Here is a 17,802-nt window from a genome sequence, read left to right on the forward strand (position 1 = left end):
GGGTGTCGGGCCCGGGGGGCGCGGGCCCGGCCCGGCCGCCGGGGACGGGCGGCCGGGACGGGAGGGCGGGACGGGAGGGCGTACGCGCTGTCAGCGCCCCGCGTCGTGGGGGACCTGCGCCACGACGCCGGAGGGGACCTTCGTCCGGGGAGCGGGGTTTGTGGGCGTACCGGTCACGGCGGGTGTGCCGGTCACGGCGGGTGTGCCGTGCTGCGGTGCGGCCGCAGCGGCCGGCGCGTTCGCGGGCAGGTCCAGGGTGTACGGCAGGGCGGTGGCCGGGGCCCAGCCGGAGACCCGGCCGGCGTAGGCGGACCCGAAGCCGGTGCCGTCGTGCTCGGTGCCGGCGGGCATGGTGGCCGTGATCGACACGCCCGCGGGCGCCTGCACGGTCACGTCGTCGCCGATGCGGTAGGCGGTGACCTGGCCCGCGTCGAGGGCGGCCCGCCAGGCGGCGCGGCGCTGCATCTCGACGCCGATGTCCTTCATGCGGAGGTTCACCACGGGGGTGTCGGCGGTGAACAGGTCGTCGTAGCCGCCGAGCACACCGTCGAGCACCGGATAGGCGATGCGGTCCTCGGCGAGGTTCGCCTGGTGGATGAAGTGGGGCTTGGGATCGTTGGAGAGCACGTGCCCCAGGGCGATCCGGGTCTCCAGCGGGACGATGTAGTCGGTGTAGCCGGTGGTGACGTTCAGCGGCGCGGCCAGGCAGGTGGTGGTGGCGGGGTTGTCCTCGCAGATCCCGCTGCCGCCCTGGGCGCGGCTGGTGTAGAGCCAGTTGTACTCGTCGACCTGCTCGGCCTCGCGCCCGGTGTTGTAGAAGATGTTCATCGGGTAGCGGGAGATGGTCGTGGCGGGGCCGACCTGGCGCTGCACGGGGTCACGGGAGTTGTCCGAGCCCAGCCACTGGATGCCGGTGTCGGCGAGGGCGAGCTGCAGGTTGGGGTTGTCCACCGGCTGCTGCGGGGTCACCTTCAGACCGGAGTGCTCTCCGGTGACCAACTCCTTCTTTTCGAGCGGGAGTCCGGCCGCCACGCCCCAGGCCTCGTTGGTCGCGATCTCGTCGACGATGTCGTTCCGGCTGACCCACCGGGTGGAGCCGTTCGGGTTCGTCGCGCACTTCCACGGCACCACGCTGATGTCCTGCACACAGCCGAGGAAGGCGTGGGTGTAGGTGTGGTTGATCCAGCGGAACGAATTCTTTTCGGTGATGAGCTTGTCGGCGAGGAGGTCCTGACCGCCGTTGTCCTCGCGGTGGTCGGCGCTGCCGGAGGCGTTGTAGGCCAGGTCGAAGGTGAAGTCGTGGCTGTTCTGCCAGGAGATGGCGTGATCGACGTCGGCCGGGACCATGCGGATCGGGTCCGGGGTGCCCTCGCCCGGCTGGCAGTCCACGTCACCGGGGGTGCAGTTGAGGTCGGTGTCCCACCGGTCGTCGGCGGCGAACACGTCGTCCACGTGGACCGCGAAGTAGTTGCGGTCGGCGCCGAGGTGCACGCCGCCGGTCATCCACTCCACGATGCCCCTGGCCAGCAGCCGGAACTGCTGCTGGTACCGGTTGTAGACGAAGGTGACGACGAGTTCCTGCCGTCCGTCGTGCCGGTACTCGCCGACCAGGGAGCCCTTCGTGGCCCTCCCCGGGATGGTCGCCTGGACGTAGGGGGTGAAGTCGGCGCCCGTCACGGGCGTGGAGAGGTAGGCGTAGGACTCGCCCACGGTGGGGGAGTTGTCCTCGAACGGGACCGCGCCCTCCAGGTAGCCGAAGGGCCCGTCCTTGCCGGCCTGCGTCACCTCGGCCTGCATCCCGTCGGCGCTGCCGGCGTAGCCGGTGCCGACCGCCGCGTTGAGCCCGACCTGCGGACGGGCGTACGTGTAGGCGTCGACCTGGGGGATCGAGTACGCCTGCTCGTAGGCCACGAGGGCCGCCATCTCGGCGGAGCCGGTGGGGAAGGGGTTGTCGTTGGGCAGGACGACGGCCTGGTACTTCGCTCGCGGCCGGCCGTCGACGGTGTCGGCGAGGAAGGCGGCGTCGATCACGGCTCGCCCGGAGTCGTTCAGATCGACCTCGGTGTACGGCGTTCCGGCGTCCTCCAGTTCGGCGGCTATCGCGTCGGTGGAGGGCCCCCCGTCGCTCACGACGAGCACGCGCAGATCGATGCGCGGTGCCGGATCGTCCGCCTGCGCGGTGGCAACGGGTAACCCGATGGTCGCCAACAGCGTGCTCACCAGGAGCGCGGTAGTGCGAATGGTCCGCTTCATGCGGTGGAAATCCCTCCCCAGGGCAGGGGAGGTCGGGCTCCATCCGGAGCCTGTCCCACCCCATGACCGTGCCGCCGCCTCTCTGAGGGCGGCGGTCGTTGACGCATCCGTCGTGTCACATGATGAGGGCCCACGTGGAGCTCTTGTGTGACTAACGGGAAACTTGACGGAAAAGCATATGTCTCGATCAATCCGACAAGGCGGTCGCCCTGGTTGGCCGCGGTGCGCTCGGCCCCTCGGAGCGCGGTTGAGCAGTGCCAATGGGCTAGACCGGAATGCCGAATCACGGTGGAGCCGGATCAAGTCAACTGACCGTCGGCATGCCGACGGCGGCCGGTATGGAGCAGGGGCCGGCCGCCGTCATTCATGAGATCCCCGCTCAGCGGGGGCGCGCTCCGCCCGGGACGCGCGAGGGTGCGATCACGCGCACAGCACCCGGGTCTCGGGCGTGTAGACGGGGCCGCCGCTGATGTTGGTGCTGTCGCTGAACTCCGCGTAGAAGTACGAGTAGAAGCCTATGTTGCCGTTGCAGCCGGAGTCGGCGGCGACCTGCAGCGTCAGGGTGACGGTACGGCTCTGACCTGGCGGAATGGTGGTCCCGTAGTTGCCGCCGAGGTCAGCCGGCCCGACGCCGGAACACGGGACGGCCCCCGTGGTCGTCGCCAGGCTGCACCCGGTGAAGCTGTACTTGAGGTCGGGGCGCTGGGTGGTCAGCCAGGTGGGGTCGATGGTCTGGTAGACGAACCAGATGTCGTACGTCTGGTTGTTCTTGATCGTCATCGACAGGTTCACCGCGCCGCCGGGCGTGGTGGTGGCCGCGTCGGTCGTGAACGACAGTTCGGCGGCCGGGTCGGCGGCGCTAGCGGAGGGCGCCATGCCGAAGAGCGAGAGGGCGACGGCGACGATTGCGGCGAGCCCGAGGCGTCTCGTGCGAGTGAGTCTCATGGCTCGGGAGAGTAAGCACGGCCCGCACACACCGTCTGCACCCCGAGCCTCACCGTGCTCACGATGTGGCCGAAAGTGACCGTACGGTGAAGGTCTTGTGCAACTACCTTCACATGACAACCGGTATGCCTGTCCCCGCACGATAACCCCATGATGCGACCCGACAACGGAGAGTCGCCAAGTCTGACCCGGGCGGAAGTACGCCTATCGACACCAATGGCGAATTCCAAGACCCCCAAATCCCACCCGCCCCCGCGCGAACGCTACCGAGGCCACGACAGACACCCCCACGGCGGACGGCCGATGCGCGGCTGCGGGGGGGCGTGGCCGGGGGCGCCGAGACTCCGGGCCGACGAGGAGGACGAGCGGGACGATCTGGGGCCACGGGGCGGCCTGCGTAACAACCCTGCATGTGCGGGGACGACCAGTACCTCGAAATCGACGCCGAGCTGACCGGAGAACTACCCCCGCAGGTGCGGGGACGACCAGGTCGGAGGGCCGAACGGGTCGCGGTAGGCGGAACTACCCCCGCAGGTGCGGGGACGGCGCGATGACCTCCTGATCCGTCATGAGCCGGACCGAACTACCCCGCAGGTGCGGGGACGACGACGAGCCCGACATCGAGGCCCGCCAGATCTGCCGAACTACCCCCGCAGGTGCGGGGACGACGGAGAGGTCACCGCGCCCCAGCTCAAGACCCTGGAACTATCCTCGCAGGTGCGGGGACGACTGAGCCGGCCGAGCGAGGCGGTGGCCATGGGCGGAACTACCCCCGCAGGTGCGGGGACGACTACTTCGTGCTGTGCACGCTGTACTTGCCGTCGGAACCACCCCCGCAGGTGCGGGGACGACCCGAGACCCGTGATCGTCATCGGCGTGGGGACGGAACTACCCCCGCAGGTGCGGGGACGACGCCCAGCTCAGCCGGCACGACCACACGGTGGTGGAACTACCCCCGCAGGTGCGGGGACGACTACTCCAACGAGGTGTGGCAGAACTGGCGCCGCGAACTACCCCCCGCAGGTGCGGGGACGACGCGGTGAGGATCTGCGAGGCGATGCTGGGCAGGGAACTACCCCCGCAGGTGCGGGGACGACGGGTCTGGGTACGCTCCATGGCGGGCCTGCCTCGAACTACCCCCGCAGGTGCGGGGACGACGTCGGGCACGACGCGGCCCCACTCGGCGAGCGCGAACTACCCCCGCGGGTGCGGGGACGACTGACCGTGGACATCACGCACCTGCTGAACCGGGGAACTACCCCCGCAGGTACGGGGACGACAGGACGATGCGCTCCTCGCGCGGCTGCCCGCCCGAACTACCCCCGCAGATGCGGGGACGACTGGCCATCGGCCCGCGCGTGCGTCTTGCGCGGGGAACTACCCCCGCAGGTGCGGGGACGACCCGGTCGGCGTTGAGGCGCTCGGGCGACCCGTGGAACTACCCCCGCGGGTGCGGGGACGACGGCGGGTACAGCGCGGCGTCGCACATGGCCGCGGAACTACCCCCGCGGGTGCGGGGACGACATCGCGGTCCCCGAGGGAGAGCTCGTGGTGGAGGAACTACCCCGCAGGTGCGGGGACGACTCAAGGCACCCACAGGTGCACCGCTCTCATAGGGAACTACCCCCGCAGGTGCGGGGACGACGTCACGGCCGGGTCCTGGCGGTTGAGCCGGAACGAACTACCCCCGCAGGTGCGGGGACGACTCGCGACCGGCGCCGGCATTACGCGACTCGCTGGAACTACCCCCGCAGGTGCGGGGACGAAGGGGCTTTGCCATGTCGTCGTGCATGCGCAAGGGAACTACCCCCGCAGGTGCGGGGACGACGAGCTGGAGAAGGCTGGCGTCGGCGGCCGGGGGGAACTACCCCCGCGGGTGCGGGGACGACCGGCCGACGCGCCGGGCGTACTTCCGCTACCTGGAACTACCCCCGCGGGTGCGGGGACGACGCCATCACTCAGAAAGGCGACGGAAGCGGCGGGGAACTACCCCCGCGGGTGCGGGGACGACTAGTCATGGGCAAGGCGGAAGGCAACCGAGATGGAATACCCCCGCGGGTGCGGGGACGACGACGGCCAGGACATCCGCTACTTCAACGAGCGGGAACTACCCCCGCGGGTGCGGGGACGACGCTCATGATCACCCAGAGGTGACGGGGAGCCGAGAACTACCCCCGCGGGTGCGGGGACGACCGCAAGCTCCTGCCGCCCAGCTGCCCGGCCCTGGAACTACCCCCGCGGGTGCGGGGACGACATCACCGTGGCCGCGCAGCTCCACTACAGCCGGGAACTACCCCCGCGGGTGCGGGGACGACCGCCGGTCCCGCCCTGGTAGTTGAGGATCAGCAGAACTACCCCCGCGGGTGCGGGGACGACTCCTCATGATCGGCGCCGGCAGCGAAACCGCCGGAACTACCCCCGCGGGTGCGGGGACGACAACCTACTGGACTCAGGGGAGATCCCTTGGCCTGAACTACCCCCGCGGGTGCGGGGACGACCGGCGGCCGGGGAACGCGGGCGCCGGCGGAACCGAACTACCCCCGCGGGTGCGGGGACGACTCAGCCCCCGCTCACCGGCGGCGGCATCGGATGGAACTACCCCCGCGGGTGCGGGGACGACACCGCGTCCTTGTACCAGGTGGCGACCGGGGCGGAACTACCCCCGCGGGTGCGGGGACGACGCCGCGACCTCGACGTCGTAGTCGTCCTGCGCGGAACTACCCCCGCGGGTGCGGGGACGACGACCCGCTTGTGCGTACGGCGGTGAGGGAGGGCGAACTACCCCCGCGGGTGCGGGGACGACCGAGGTCCTCGACGGTGGCGGGCCGGGTGCCGGGAACTACCCCTGCGGGTGCGGGGACGACTCGCCTCCACGCGTCGTCCACACCCCCGAGTCGGAACTACCCCCGCGGGTGCGGGGACGACGTGAGGTCCCTCGGGGAGAAACAGCCGCACCGGGAACTACCCCCGCGGGTGCGGGGACGACCAACAGCCACCCGGACCGCCTCTCGCACGTCGAGAACTACCCCCGCGGGTGCGGGGACGACGGCCGTCGCCCCGAGCACGGCGCCGCCCCGCGCGAACTACCCCCGCGGGTGCGGGGACGACGGCGGGTCGCACTCCGGGTACGGAATGCCGTAGGAACTACCCCCGCGGGTGCGGCGACGACACGCCGGCAAAATGTTCTGGATCGATACGGCGGGAACTACCCCCGCGGGTGCGGGGACGACCTCGCCGCGCTCGCCGCCCTGTGGGCCACCGTCGAACTACCCCCGCGGGTGCGGGGACGACACCTGGTGCTCGTATCGCTCGGCCCGGACGCCGGAACTACCCCCGCGGGTGCGGGGACGACCCGTGCGACCGCGACCGCCTCCAGGGCGCGACCGAACTACCCCCGCGGGTGCGGGGACGACCGCACCCCGCACCCCCGGCACCGGCCCGTCTTCGAACTACCCCCGCGGGTGCGGGGACGACCTCCCCAGGGAATCCGAGCAACGCATCCATCACGAACTACCCCCGCGGGTGCGGGGACGACGCCGGCTCTTTCCCGGAGGTCTTCGGTGAGGCCGAACTACCCCCGCGGGTGCGGGGACGACTACGGGTTCTCAAGCCCCGTGCCGGACGGGGTGGAACTACCCCCGCGGGTGCGGGGACGACGAGCCGTCCTGGCATCCCCAGCACTGCCAGGAGGAACTACCCCCGCGGGTGCGGGGACGACGCCCGCACCTTCCCGGCCGTGGGAGTGGACCTCGAACTACCCCCGCGGGTGCGGGGACGACCTGGCCACGGCGTCGTACCCGGAGATGGCACCGGAACTACCCCCGCGGGTGCGGGGACGACACGCTCGCCACGCAGCTTCTTCCCCGCCGTGACGAACTACCCCCGCGGGTGCGGGGACGACACGGCCGCGACGACGCCGAACCAGAACAGCGGGGAACTACCCCCGCGGGTGCGGGGACGACACTTCGTGACCTGCGGTGATGCTAGCGAGTGCGGTGGTTTTCCTTTACCTGCATTTCGGATCTGCTTCGGCTCGCTCAGGGGCGTTGTCAGTGGCACCGCCTAGTGTGCCAGGGCGTGAGGGAAGAGGTGGATTCCGTGGCAGATCCTCGGTGTTCCGTGGTGCAGCTCATGAGGGACATGGGGCTGGCGCCCGACGTCGTGGAGCGGGTTTCGCGGTTTTGGGGGAAGTCCGCGGCCAGGAACGGCGGACGTACGCACCTGCTGATCGGGCATCTGCTGGACACCGCCGCAGTGGCCGGGCTCATGTGGGACCGGTACCTCTCGCCGGCCTTTCGGCGCAGGCTGGATGAGATCAGCGGGGGCCGGGGCCGCCTGTGGTTCATGTGGGTGTGCGGCATTCACGACTGCGGCAAGGCGTGCCCGGCGTTTCAGGCCATGGACCCGATCGAGGCCGCCCCCGTGCAGGCGGCGGGGCTGACGTGGGGGCGGCAGCCGGCCAATCGGGGGAAGCGGTGGCGTCACGATGTTGCCGGGGCCGCCCTGCTCAAGCCTCGGCTGGTTGCCGAATGGGGGAGCGAGGAAGCCGCCGCGTGGGTGTGGCCCCTGGTGGCGGGGCACCACGGTGCGTTTCCGTCCGTCAAGAGCATCGAGCCGCCGTACCGAGGGGCAGAGGGAGAAGGGCCCGAGTGGGCCGAGGCGCAGCGCGCGGTGGTCGACGTGTTCACCCGTGCCATCGGGTTCGAGGACCTGGCGGACGCGCGCCCCGTGGGTGCCCTGCGGAAGGCGGAGCAACTCGCGCTGTCGGGCCTGATCGTCATGGCGGACTGGATCGCGAGCGGTGGCCGTACGGGCCGAGGGCTGGCAGACGCCGGCCAGGTCTCGCTGGACGAAGCCCAGCGCCGCATGGAGTCGTGGTGGGACGAACTGCGCCTGCGCGGCGGCTGGCAGGGCCTCCCGCTGCCGGGCACCCGGCTGGCACCGCTGACCGACCGGCTGGGGGTGGTGCCACGCGCCTCGCAGCGGGAACTGGTGGAGCGGGCGTGGTCGATGCCGGTGCCGGGTCTCATGGTCGCGGAGGCGCCCATGGGGGAGGGGAAGACAAAGGGCGCCCTCGCGGCCGCCGAGGTCCTGGCGGCGCGCTTCGGGCTCGATGGCGTGTTCGTCGCGATGCCCACCCAGGCCACGAGCGACCCGATGTACGAGCAGGTCCTGCAGTGGGTGCGTACCTTCGACCCGGAGCTCGAGTCGCAGGTCGCGCTCCTGCACGGACGCCGGCGCTTCAACGCCTGGTGGCGGGCGATCTGGGAGGGGAAGACCCGCCCGGACACCGACGAGTGTGAATGCGCGGGCGAGGGAGCCGACTTCGGAGCCCTGGACGCGTACGACGACTTCGGAGGCATTGGCGAAGACGCCGACTTCGGCATGGCCCCGGCCGTACCGGAGTCGGCCGGAGACGTTCACTCCTCCGAGGCGGACGGCCCCGCCCACTGGTTCCTCGACAACAAGCGAGGGCTGCTCACCGCGTTCGGCGTCGGCACCGTGGACCACCTGCTGCACGCCGCGACCCGCACCCGCCATGTCATGCTGCGGTTCGCCGGGCTCGCAGGCAAGGTCGTGATCGTCGACGAGGTCCACGCGGCGGACGTCTACATGCGGCAGTTCCTCGTGGAGGCGCTGCGCTGGCTGGGGCAGGCGGGGGTTCCGGTCGTGCTGCTCTCGGCGACGCTGCCGCCCGCGCAGCGGCAGCTCTTCGTGGACGCCTACCTGTCCGGAGCCCTGGGTACGGCGGACGTGCACCAGCCGGTTCCGGAACCCGCCGGGTACCCGTGCGTCACGGTCGCCTACGGCGTGGAGGGCCGAGCCGTCGCCGAGACATCCCGCGAGGCCGTGCCGTCCTGGCGCGCATCGATGCCCGTGGAGCTCGCCTGGCTGCCCGACACCGATGTCTCCGGTGCGCAGGTGGTGCGGGCGGTACGTGAGTCCGTCGCGGACGGTGGGGTGGTCCTGGTGGTGGTCAACCAGGTCGACCGCGCCCAGGCGATCCACGACGGCCTGCGCGAGGCCGGGTTCGACGGCGAGTTGCACTTGCTGCACGCGCGCATGTGCGCTGCCCACCGCGCCGACCGGACGGCGGAGTGCCTGCGTCTGATGGGGCCGAAGGCAGGTTCGGATCGGCCGGAGCGCATGGTGGTGATCGCCACACAACTCGCGGAGCAGTCCTTCGACGTGGACGCGGACGTGCTGATCACCGACCTGGCCCCCACCGACCTGCTCCTGCAACGCATCGGCCGACTGCACCGCCACAGCGGCACCCGCCGTCCCGACACCCACCGCGTGCCCAGGGTCCTGGTCACGGGCGCGGCGGCGGGACAGGACGGAGTCCCGCGCTTCCTCAAGGCTTCGGAGGAGATTTACGGCAGGTGGTCCCTGCTGCGGGCGGCAGCGCTCGTGGAGGAGGCCGCCGGCTCGCTCTCGGCCGCCCCGGATGCGCGGAGTGCGCGTACGCGGGGGAACGGGTGGAGCATCCCGGCCGACGTGCCGGAGCTGGTGGCCCGAGCCTACGGCGGCGACGGCGTCTGCCCGGCCGACTGGCACGAGACCGAAGCCCTGGACCAGTGGCAGGCGAAGGAGCGGCAGCGGGAGGACGAGGCTGGGGAGTTCCTTCTGTGTCGTCAGCGGGAATGGGCCTTCCCCACGCTTGAGGGCCTTCACTACGCGGACAGCCGGGTCGCCACCCAGGAGCAGCTCGACGCCGTCGTCCGGGACGGCAGACCGACCGTCGAGGCGGTGATCGTCCATCGCGTTCCCGGTGGCTACCGGGCGTACGACGGCACCTGGCTCGGTATCCACGGCGAGGTGGACGACGACGAGGTGACCGACCGGTTGATGGGCGGGATCATCCGCCTCCCGGCCGGGCTCACCGAAGCCGCTCAGGCCGAACTGCGCCCGCTGCCGGCGTGGGTGAACCGCCCCTGGCTCAAGTACCGGCCGGCGCTGGTCCTGGAGGAGGACGGCACGGCGGTCCTGGGCACGCACAAGGTCTCGTACGACGACGTGCTGGGCCTGCTCATCGAGTGGGGGTGAGTGTGGAGCGTTCCCGCGCATCCGTCGACCCTGCCTCTGCAGGGACCAGGACCGTATGAAGCAACAAGACGGAACACCCCCGGCAGCACGGGGAGGCATGAGCGCTCCTCACTCCCACGCGGAGTCTACTGAGGTTCGCCGCAGCCGCAGCCGCAGCCGCAGCCGACAGCCGACGAAGAGCACGTCGCCATGGGAACAAATGTGCCGCCTTGAAGCACCAAGAGTTGGCTGCAAATCTGATGAACGGCAGAGGGGTGTGGGCCATGGGAGGGCCGCAGTCGACTGCCGGCCTCGCGTCCGGGGGGACGCCGGGGCACCTCATGGAGGGGAGAATCGCCATGGACGTCAATGGAGACCTGGTCCACGGCGCGATGCTGACCGCGGTCGATGTGGACGGCTCCACGCGACAGTCCGGTGTGCTGGACCTGCTGTTCGAATCGCATCGGATTCGGCGCCTGGAACTTCCGGTGCACACCATGACGCCGGTGGTGTTACGCCAGTTGCTGCTGCCGGTCGTGTTCGATGCGCTGGGGATGCCGAGGAGCCGGCAGGAATGGGGTGAGCGGTTCCGCCGGGGACGGTTCTCCGAGGAGGAACGCGCCCGCCTCGGCGCGTACCTGGGCCCCGAGCGGTACGGCGACCGGTTCCGGCTGTTCGATGCCGAGCGCCCCTTCGCGCAGGTGGCAGGGCTGACCGCGCTGAACGGGGAGACGAAGTCCGCCGCGCAGTTGGTGCCTTCGGTGGCGTCCGGGAACAACGTGCCCCTGTTCAGCGCGCTGAGCGAGTCGGACGACCTGCTGCTGACACCGGGCGAAGCCGCGCTGTGGCTGCTCCACGTCCACTGCTGGGACACGGCGTCGATCAAGACCGGCGCCGAGGGCGACCCGCAGGCGAGCAAGGGCAAGACGACCGGAAACCCCACCGGGCCGCTCGGCCAGTTCGGTGTCGTCGTTCCCACCGGAGCGACGCTGTACGACACGCTGCTGCTGAACACCCCGATCGTGCCGGACGGCCTCAAGGCCGACGACCGGCCGCAGTGGGCCTGGGACGAGCGCCCGGCAAGCATTGGCTGCACGTCACCGGCAACCCCGGCCTGGTCCCAGCGCCCGGCGAGCGGGTTGTTGGACCTGCTGACCTTCCAGTCGCGCAGGGTGCGCCTGTTCACCTGCGAGACGGAGTCGGGGGTACGGGTGAACCGGGCCATCGTGTCCGCCGGTGACCGGCTGACACGGACGCCCCAGGACGAGCCGCACACCGCGTGGCAGCACACGGCCAAGCCGAAGAAGGATCAGCCGCACCAGCGGCCCCGCCGGCACACCTCGGGCCGGGCGGCGTGGCAGGGGCTGAGCACCCTCCTGGCGATGACCCTGCCCGAGCAGAGCGACGGCCCCTACACCTCATCGCTGCTGCGGCAGATCGGGGACCTCCAGGCCGATCGGGTGCTGCCCCAGGGATACCCGCTCGGTGCGGAGACATCGGGTCTGGAGTACGGCACGCAGTCCGCCGTGGTGGAGAACGCGATCGGCGACGACGTGCCCCTGCCCGTCAACGCGCTCCTCGCCCAGGACAAGTGGCTGCGCGCGGCCCTGCTGGAGTGCGTCGACCAGGCGGACCAGGTCGCTCGGGCCCTCGACGGTCTCAACAACGATCTGCGGCGCGCCGCAGGCGGTGACCCGCTGCCCAGGGACAAGGGCAGCAGGCCGTCCGCCGCGTTCCTCCACTCCCTCGACCGGACCATGCGGCGCCTCCTCGTCGGCCTGCGGACCGTGGGGGACGACGGCGATCTCCTCGAACGAGCCCAGCTGGCCTGGGAGCAATCCCTGCGGATCGCCGCGGACAGGGAAGCCGGCCTGCTCCTCGCGGCCGTCCCGCCGCGCGCCGTCGTGGGCCGCACGGTCAGGATCGGTGACAAGGAGTTCGTGTACCGCAGCGGCAAGGCCGTTGGCCACTTCCGGGCGAAACTCGGCGCGATTCTGGGACGGGTCGCGGCCGTACACGGCACCGAGGCAGAGGAGGCCGCGGCATGACGTCCACCCGGACACGGCCGTTCTTCTGGGAGGAGGCTGCCGAGGATTGGGAAGCGAAGCAGCGGGCGGGACAGCCTTCGGAATTCTCCGAGTACGTCGTGCGCAAGCTCAGGGCCGTGCGTGAAGGCGTGGGCCGGGAGCCGGGCTCCGTCGCGTCGATGCGATCCGTCCACCGCGTCTTCCTCCGGGACGAGGACCTGGACAGCCTCCCGCACTCGTACGTCGCCGAGCACTACGCGTTGACCCTGTTCGGTCTGCACCAGCACGCCTCGTCCGAGCCCGTGCACCGGCGCGGCGTCGGGCTTGGCACCGCGTTTCTGCGGCTGTGGCGCATGGAACCGCAGGCCCGGCCCGCTCGGGAGCGGCGACTGCTCGCGGCCGCCTCCGCCCAGGACGTGCACGAACTGGCGCAGCACCTCCAGCGCCTCGTGCCCCTGCTGCGGCAGGCGAGTATCGGCCTGGACTACACGCGGCTGTTCTTCGAGCTGCAACAGTGGGACGGACCGAAGCGGGACCGTACGCTGCGGGCCTGGGGCTTCCAGTGCACCGACCCCGGCACTCCCGCCCCACCATCCGGTGACGAGGGCGGGCCGCGCTCCGACGCCGACAGCGCGTCCGCACCGTACTGGGTGACATACGACCCCAAGAGCCGGGACGCCGCCGCCGACCTGGCCGCGCTGCGCTCGGGCATCGGGCGTGAGGCGGGCACGGTGCCCGCCATGTGGACCTTCCACCGCATCCATATGGAGCCCGAATGGCGTGACAGGGGAGCTCTTACGCGGGATCTGAAGGCCGAACACGCGGCGCTCACCCTCTTCGCCCGTCACCAGCAGGCCCAAGAGCACCGGATGCACATCAAGGGTTACAGTCCGGGCACCGCTGTCGGCTTCCTTGCCAGGCAGGCGGCGGAGGGCAAGGGCACGGGCGCCACCACCGCACTGGAACGGCGCTTCGGCGTCCTGCTCACCTCCAACGACTTCGACGAACTCGTCATGCATATGCGATCACTCGTACCGCTGCTGAACCAAGCCGGCATCGGCCTCGACTACGACCTGATCCGCAAGGCCCTGCGTTCCTGGGACGACCCGCGTCGTCCGGACGCAGCCGCGTCCTACCGGCAGCGCTGGGAGCGCGACTTCCATACCGCGAACAAGCCCTGAATTCACCGACCGGAGACGGCCGCCCGCCCGGCCGCCCCGGCGCGTACGCGGGACGTCGTCCCGAAGGAACCCCGCGTACGCCCCACCGCTTCGACTCTCACACCCGCGTGCCGCCACGGGCGGCGCGCCCCACGTCTTCAAGGAGCCGCGCCATGAACCAGCCGCACCTGTTCGTCGAGGTCCACATCCTGCAGAGCCTCCCGCCGTCCAACGTCAACCGGGACGACAGCGGTACCCCCAAGCAGGCCGTCTTCGGAGGCGCCCGGCGCGCCCGCGTCTCCTCGCAGGCGTGGAAGCGGGCCACCCGTACCGAGTACGCCCGGCAGGTGCCCGAGGCCGACCGGGCCACTCGCACCAAGCGCATCGCCACCCTGCTCACCGAGCGGCTCGCCCGGTCCGCCGACAAGGGCGGAGCCGGCCTCGCCGCGGAGCAGGCCGACCGTCTGGCCACCGCGCTTCTCGAACCGCTCGGGATCGCCAAGTCGGCGAAGAAGGACGATCAGTCGGCGTACCTGCTGTTCTTCGGCAAGAAGCAGCTCGATGACCTGGTGGCCGCACTCGACGGCCGTGCCGCCGAACTGGCCGCCCTGCCCGCCGACGAGCTGAAGGCGGAGGTGAAGAAGCTCCCCGTCGTCCAGACGCTGTCCACCGGGCACCCGGCGGAGGTCGCGCTCTTCGGCCGCATGGTCGCCGACCTGCCCGCGCTGAACGTGGACGCCTCCGTGCAGGTCGCGCACGCCCTGTCCACCCACGCCGTGCGTACCGAGTTCGACTACTTCACCGCGGTGGACGACGAGAAAGCCGAGGACCACGGGGCCGAGATGATCGGCACCGTCGAGTTCAACTCCTCCACCCTGTACCGGTACGCGGTCCTGGGCGTGCACCAGTTGCGCGACAACCTCTCCGACGCCGCCGAGACCCGCGACACGGCGGTCCGCTTCGTCGAGGCGTTCGCACGCTCCATGCCCACCGGACACCAGAACTCCTTCGCCCACCGCACCCTGCCCCACCTGGTCCTGCTGACCGTCCGCACCGACCAGCCGGTCAACCTGGTCTCCGCCTACGAGGAGCCCGTCACCGGCACCACCGGCCTCGCCGAACAATCCGCTGTCCAGCTCGCCGAAGAGCTCAAGAAGGTCGGCGAGACCTGGGGCAACAAGCCGCTGCGTACGCTGGCCACCTACACCGCCGAAAAGGACAAGGTCACCGACGCGTTCGGCCCCTCCCTGTCCTTCCCCGCCCTCCTCGACGCCCTGGGCGCCCTGGTCGGCGACTGGCTCGACGGCGGAGAGGCGGCTGTGGCCGGCGACGGCGGAGAGGCGGCTGTGGCCGGCGACGGCGCGGAGGCCGGTGCCCGATGACCGGCACCGACTACGCGGTCCTGCTGCTCCGGCTCGCCGCCCCCTTGCAGTCCTGGGGCGGCCCCTCCCGCTACAACCGGCGCGAAACGCGTCCCCAGCCCACCAAGTCCGGGGTCCTCGGCCTCCTGGCCGCCGCCGAAGGCCGCGACCGCGCGGCGTCCATCGCCGACCTGGTCGGACTGCGGCTCGGCGTCCGGGTCGATCAGCCCGGCTCCCTGCTCCGCGACTACCACACGTACAGCGACTACCGGGGGGTGCCGCTGCTGTCGGCCAAGACCAACGCAAAGGGGCAGCAGACCCGGACCACACCCGCCAAGTACACGGGCGTCACCCAGCGTTTCTACCTTCAGGACGCCGTCTTCGTCGTGGCCCTCCGCGGCCCGAAGCCCCTCGTGGCGGGACTGGAGAAGGCCGTCCGGCATCCCGTCCACCCGCTCTCCCTCGGCCGCCGCTCCTGCCCGCCCACCGGCCCCGTCAGCCTCGGCCTGCGCCCCGACACCGGGCTGGAGGAGGCGCTGAAAGAGGTGCCGTGGAAGGCGGGCGAGCACCGCCGCCGCCAGGTCCGGGACGCCACCGTGTCCCTGGAGGCCACCGTGGAGGACCCGGCGGGCGACCACCTCGCCGTGGACGTCCCCGACACCTACGACCTCAAGACCGGAACCACCTTCGGCCGCCGCGCCGTGCGCCATCTGTGGGTCACCGTGCCCACCGGACACGCCGAGCCGCCGCAGTCCGCGCAGGACACCGGTCCCACCGGCCAGTCCGGCCACGACCCGTTCGCCCTCCTGGGCTGGTGACCGCATGCCATACCTGTCGAAGATCACCCTCAACCCGCGCCGCCGGGCCGCCGTCTCCCTGCTCGCCAACCCGCACCGGCTGCACGCCGCCGTACTGAACGGGCTGGCCGTCCAGCCCGTCACGGAACGCGTCCTGTGGCGACTGGAGAACAACCGCCCCCATCAGGCGGAAGTCCTCGTCCTCACCGAGAGCCGGCCCTCCTGGGCGCAGCTCGTCGAGGACGCCGGCTGGCCCGGAGCCGACGGGGGCGATCCGCTCATCGCCGACTACACGCCCCTGCTCGACCGCTTGGCGCACGGCCGTGAATTCGGCTTCCGCCTCACCGCCAACCCCGTACACAACGTCCTCGCACCCGCCCGGCCCAGCGAACAACAGGCCGCCCGTCTCAAGGAAGGTGCCGACAAGGGCGGCCGGCCGCGTGGCTTCCGCCTCGCCCACCGCACCGTGGCCCAGCAGATCGGATGGCTCCTCCAGCGGTGCGAGCGCCACGGTTTCACCATCCCCGACGCCACCGCGACGCCGCCCGCCCCCGGTTTGCGCGAGCCCGCCGCCGACGACCGGGAACCGTCGCCGGGGCCGGCGGTCGCCGTCGTCGGCCGGGACATCCTGCGCTTCAGCAAGCGGAAGGACGGGCCGCGCGTCACCCTGTCCACGGCCACCTTCGAAGGACGGCTGCGCGTCACCGACCCCGACGCCCTGCGGGCCTGCCTGCTCGGCGGCATCGGCCCCGCCAAGGGCTACGGCCAGGGACTCCTCACCCTGGCCCCGCTCCGCACCACCGAGGAGGTGACCCATGGCTGAACCGTGGTGGCGGACCGGGCCCCAGGACATCCACCGGCTGGAGGACCGCATCAGCAGCCTCTACGCCGAACGCTGTCACATCGACCGCGACGACAACGCCATCGTCCTGGTCAACAAGGCGCGTACCGTCCACGTCCCGGCGGCCTGGCTCGCAGTCCTCCTGGTGGGCCCCGGCAGCCGCATCACGCACCCCGCCGTCACCCTGCTCGCCGACTCCGGCACCGCCGTGTGCTGGGTCGGCGAACACGGCGTACGCCTCTATGCCGCCGGTACCGGCACGGCGCGCGGCTCCCAGCTCCAGCTCCGCCAGGCATGGCTGGTCACCCGCCCCAAGGAACGCGTCGCCGTGGCCCGCCGCATGTACGAGATGCGCTTCACCGGCGAGGACACCACTGGCCTGACCCTCCAGCAGCTCCGGGGCCGGGAAGGCACCCGCGTCCGCCGTCTCTACGCCGAGCACTCGGCGCGCACCGGCGTACCGTGGGTCAAGCGCGACTACAAGCCGGGTGACGCCTTCGCGGCCGGCGACGACGTCAACCGGCTCCTGTCCGCGGCGAACTCCGCCCTCTACGGCATCAGCCACGCCGCGATCACGGGGCTCGGCGCCAGCCCCGCCCTCGGGTTCGTCCACACCGGCAACGCGCTCTCCTTCGTCATGGACATCGCCGATCTCTACAAGGCGGAATACACCATCCCGCTGGCCTTCGACCTCGCCGCCCAGGGCCTGACCTCGGAACGCGACGCGCGCACCGCGTTCCGCGACGCCGTCGTCAAGGGCAAACTGCTGCCCCGCATCGTCACCGACATCAAACGGCTGCTCGTACGCGAAGGAACCGAACTCTCCGACGAGGATCTCGGAGCCCTGTGGGACGACGGTGACACCGTCGTCAGCAGCGGCCGGAACTGGAGCGCCGCCGACCACCTCGACATCATTCCGGAACCGGAACCGGAACCGGAACCGGAGCCGGAACCGGAACCGGACGAAAGACACGGCTCCGGCGACGAGGAGGCGGCGTCGTGAGCGCCGGTACGACCGTGGTCGTCCTCGTCGCTGCCCCGGCCGGTCTGCGCGGGCACCTCACCCGGTGGTTCACCGAAGTCGCCGCAGGCGTCTACGTCGGCAACCCGAACCCCCGCATCCGCGACCGGCTGTGGAACGTTGTCGCCGACCGCATCCACGACGGCCAGGCCGTCATGATCGAACCCGCGACGAACGAACAGGGCTGGACCGCCCGCACGGCCGGCCGCGACCGGTGGTCCCCCGTGGACTTCGACGGCCTCACCCTGATCGCGCGCCCCCGCCAGGGCGGCCGGCCCTGGCGTCCGACCGCCGAGACGAAGTAACCCCGCCGACCGGCACACCCGTCGCACCGCGCCCCTCGGATTCCGACCAGCGGAACCGGTTCGCTG

General features: G+C 71.2%; 10 protein-coding genes and 3 CRISPR repeat arrays. Of the genes, 8 read left to right on the plus strand and 2 right to left on the minus strand.

Translation table 11 applies throughout. From position 1 onward, the window contains the following. Nucleotides 1-90: 90 nt before the first annotated feature. Together OG710_RS24195 and OG710_RS24200 are read right to left on the minus strand one after the other, a co-directional pair. On the minus strand, nucleotides 91-2,253 hold the full coding sequence (locus OG710_RS24195; RefSeq protein ID WP_330241175.1) for a hypothetical protein: 2,163 nt from the start codon (nucleotides 2,251-2,253) through the stop codon (nucleotides 91-93). A gap of 420 nt (nucleotides 2,254-2,673) precedes the next feature. After that, on the minus strand, nucleotides 2,674-3,198 hold the full coding sequence (locus tag OG710_RS24200; protein ID WP_330241176.1) for a hypothetical protein: 525 nt from the start codon (nucleotides 3,196-3,198) through the stop codon (nucleotides 2,674-2,676). Between the two features lie 641 nt (nucleotides 3,199-3,839). Beyond that, nucleotides 3,840-4,173: a CRISPR direct-repeat array (repeat unit 28 nt). Between the two features lie 94 nt (nucleotides 4,174-4,267). Then, a CRISPR array of direct repeats spans nucleotides 4,268-4,723; the repeat unit is 28 nt; unit sequence GAACTACCCCCGCGGGTGCGGGGACGAC. Nucleotides 4,724-4,815: 92 nt separating this feature from the next. After that, a CRISPR array of direct repeats spans nucleotides 4,816-7,160; the repeat unit is 28 nt; unit sequence GAACTACCCCCGCGGGTGCGGGGACGAC. A 136-nt stretch (nucleotides 7,161-7,296) separates the two neighbouring features. Between OG710_RS24200 and cas3 the strand changes: the two genes are divergently transcribed. From cas3 to cas2e, 8 genes are all read left to right on the plus strand, one after another. After that, the gene (gene cas3, locus OG710_RS24205; RefSeq protein ID WP_330241177.1) at nucleotides 7,297-10,245 is read left to right on the plus strand and encodes a CRISPR-associated helicase Cas3'; all 2,949 of its coding nucleotides are present in this window, start codon (nucleotides 7,297-7,299) and stop codon (nucleotides 10,243-10,245) included. Nucleotides 10,246-10,583: 338 nt separating this feature from the next. Then, nucleotides 10,584-12,272, plus strand: a complete 1,689-nt coding sequence (casA, locus tag OG710_RS24210) for a type I-E CRISPR-associated protein Cse1/CasA (protein ID WP_330241178.1) — start codon at nucleotides 10,584-10,586, stop codon at nucleotides 12,270-12,272. Next, entirely contained in the window at nucleotides 12,269-13,432 is a 1,164-nt protein-coding gene (gene casB / locus OG710_RS24215; RefSeq protein WP_330241179.1) for a type I-E CRISPR-associated protein Cse2/CasB, read from the plus strand. Before casA ends, casB begins: the two co-directional genes overlap by 4 nt. 152 nt (nucleotides 13,433-13,584) lie before the next feature. After that, nucleotides 13,585-14,793, plus strand: a complete 1,209-nt coding sequence (gene cas7e, locus OG710_RS24220; protein ID WP_330241180.1) for a type I-E CRISPR-associated protein Cas7/Cse4/CasC — start codon at nucleotides 13,585-13,587, stop codon at nucleotides 14,791-14,793. Next, nucleotides 14,790-15,590, plus strand: coding sequence for a type I-E CRISPR-associated protein Cas5/CasD (gene cas5e / locus OG710_RS24225; protein ID WP_330241181.1), 801 nt, complete (start codon nucleotides 14,790-14,792; stop codon nucleotides 15,588-15,590). The genes cas7e and cas5e overlap by 4 nt, the downstream gene beginning before the upstream one ends. A gap of 4 nt (nucleotides 15,591-15,594) precedes the next feature. Next, nucleotides 15,595-16,392, plus strand: coding sequence for a type I-E CRISPR-associated protein Cas6/Cse3/CasE (cas6e, locus tag OG710_RS24230; RefSeq protein ID WP_330241182.1), 798 nt, complete (start codon nucleotides 15,595-15,597; stop codon nucleotides 16,390-16,392). Next, a complete protein-coding gene (gene cas1e / locus OG710_RS24235) occupies nucleotides 16,385-17,413 on the plus strand; it encodes a type I-E CRISPR-associated endonuclease Cas1e (RefSeq protein ID WP_330241183.1) in 1,029 nt (342 codons plus the stop codon). Before cas6e ends, cas1e begins: the two co-directional genes overlap by 8 nt. Then, the gene (gene cas2e / locus OG710_RS24240) at nucleotides 17,410-17,736 is read left to right on the plus strand and encodes a type I-E CRISPR-associated endoribonuclease Cas2e (RefSeq protein WP_330241184.1); all 327 of its coding nucleotides are present in this window, start codon (nucleotides 17,410-17,412) and stop codon (nucleotides 17,734-17,736) included. The genes cas1e and cas2e overlap by 4 nt, the downstream gene beginning before the upstream one ends. The last annotated feature ends 66 nt before the right edge of the window (nucleotides 17,737-17,802 follow it).

The organism is Streptomyces sp. NBC_00525 (genome assembly GCF_036346595.1).
Taxonomy (GTDB): domain Bacteria; phylum Actinomycetota; class Actinomycetes; order Streptomycetales; family Streptomycetaceae; genus Streptomyces.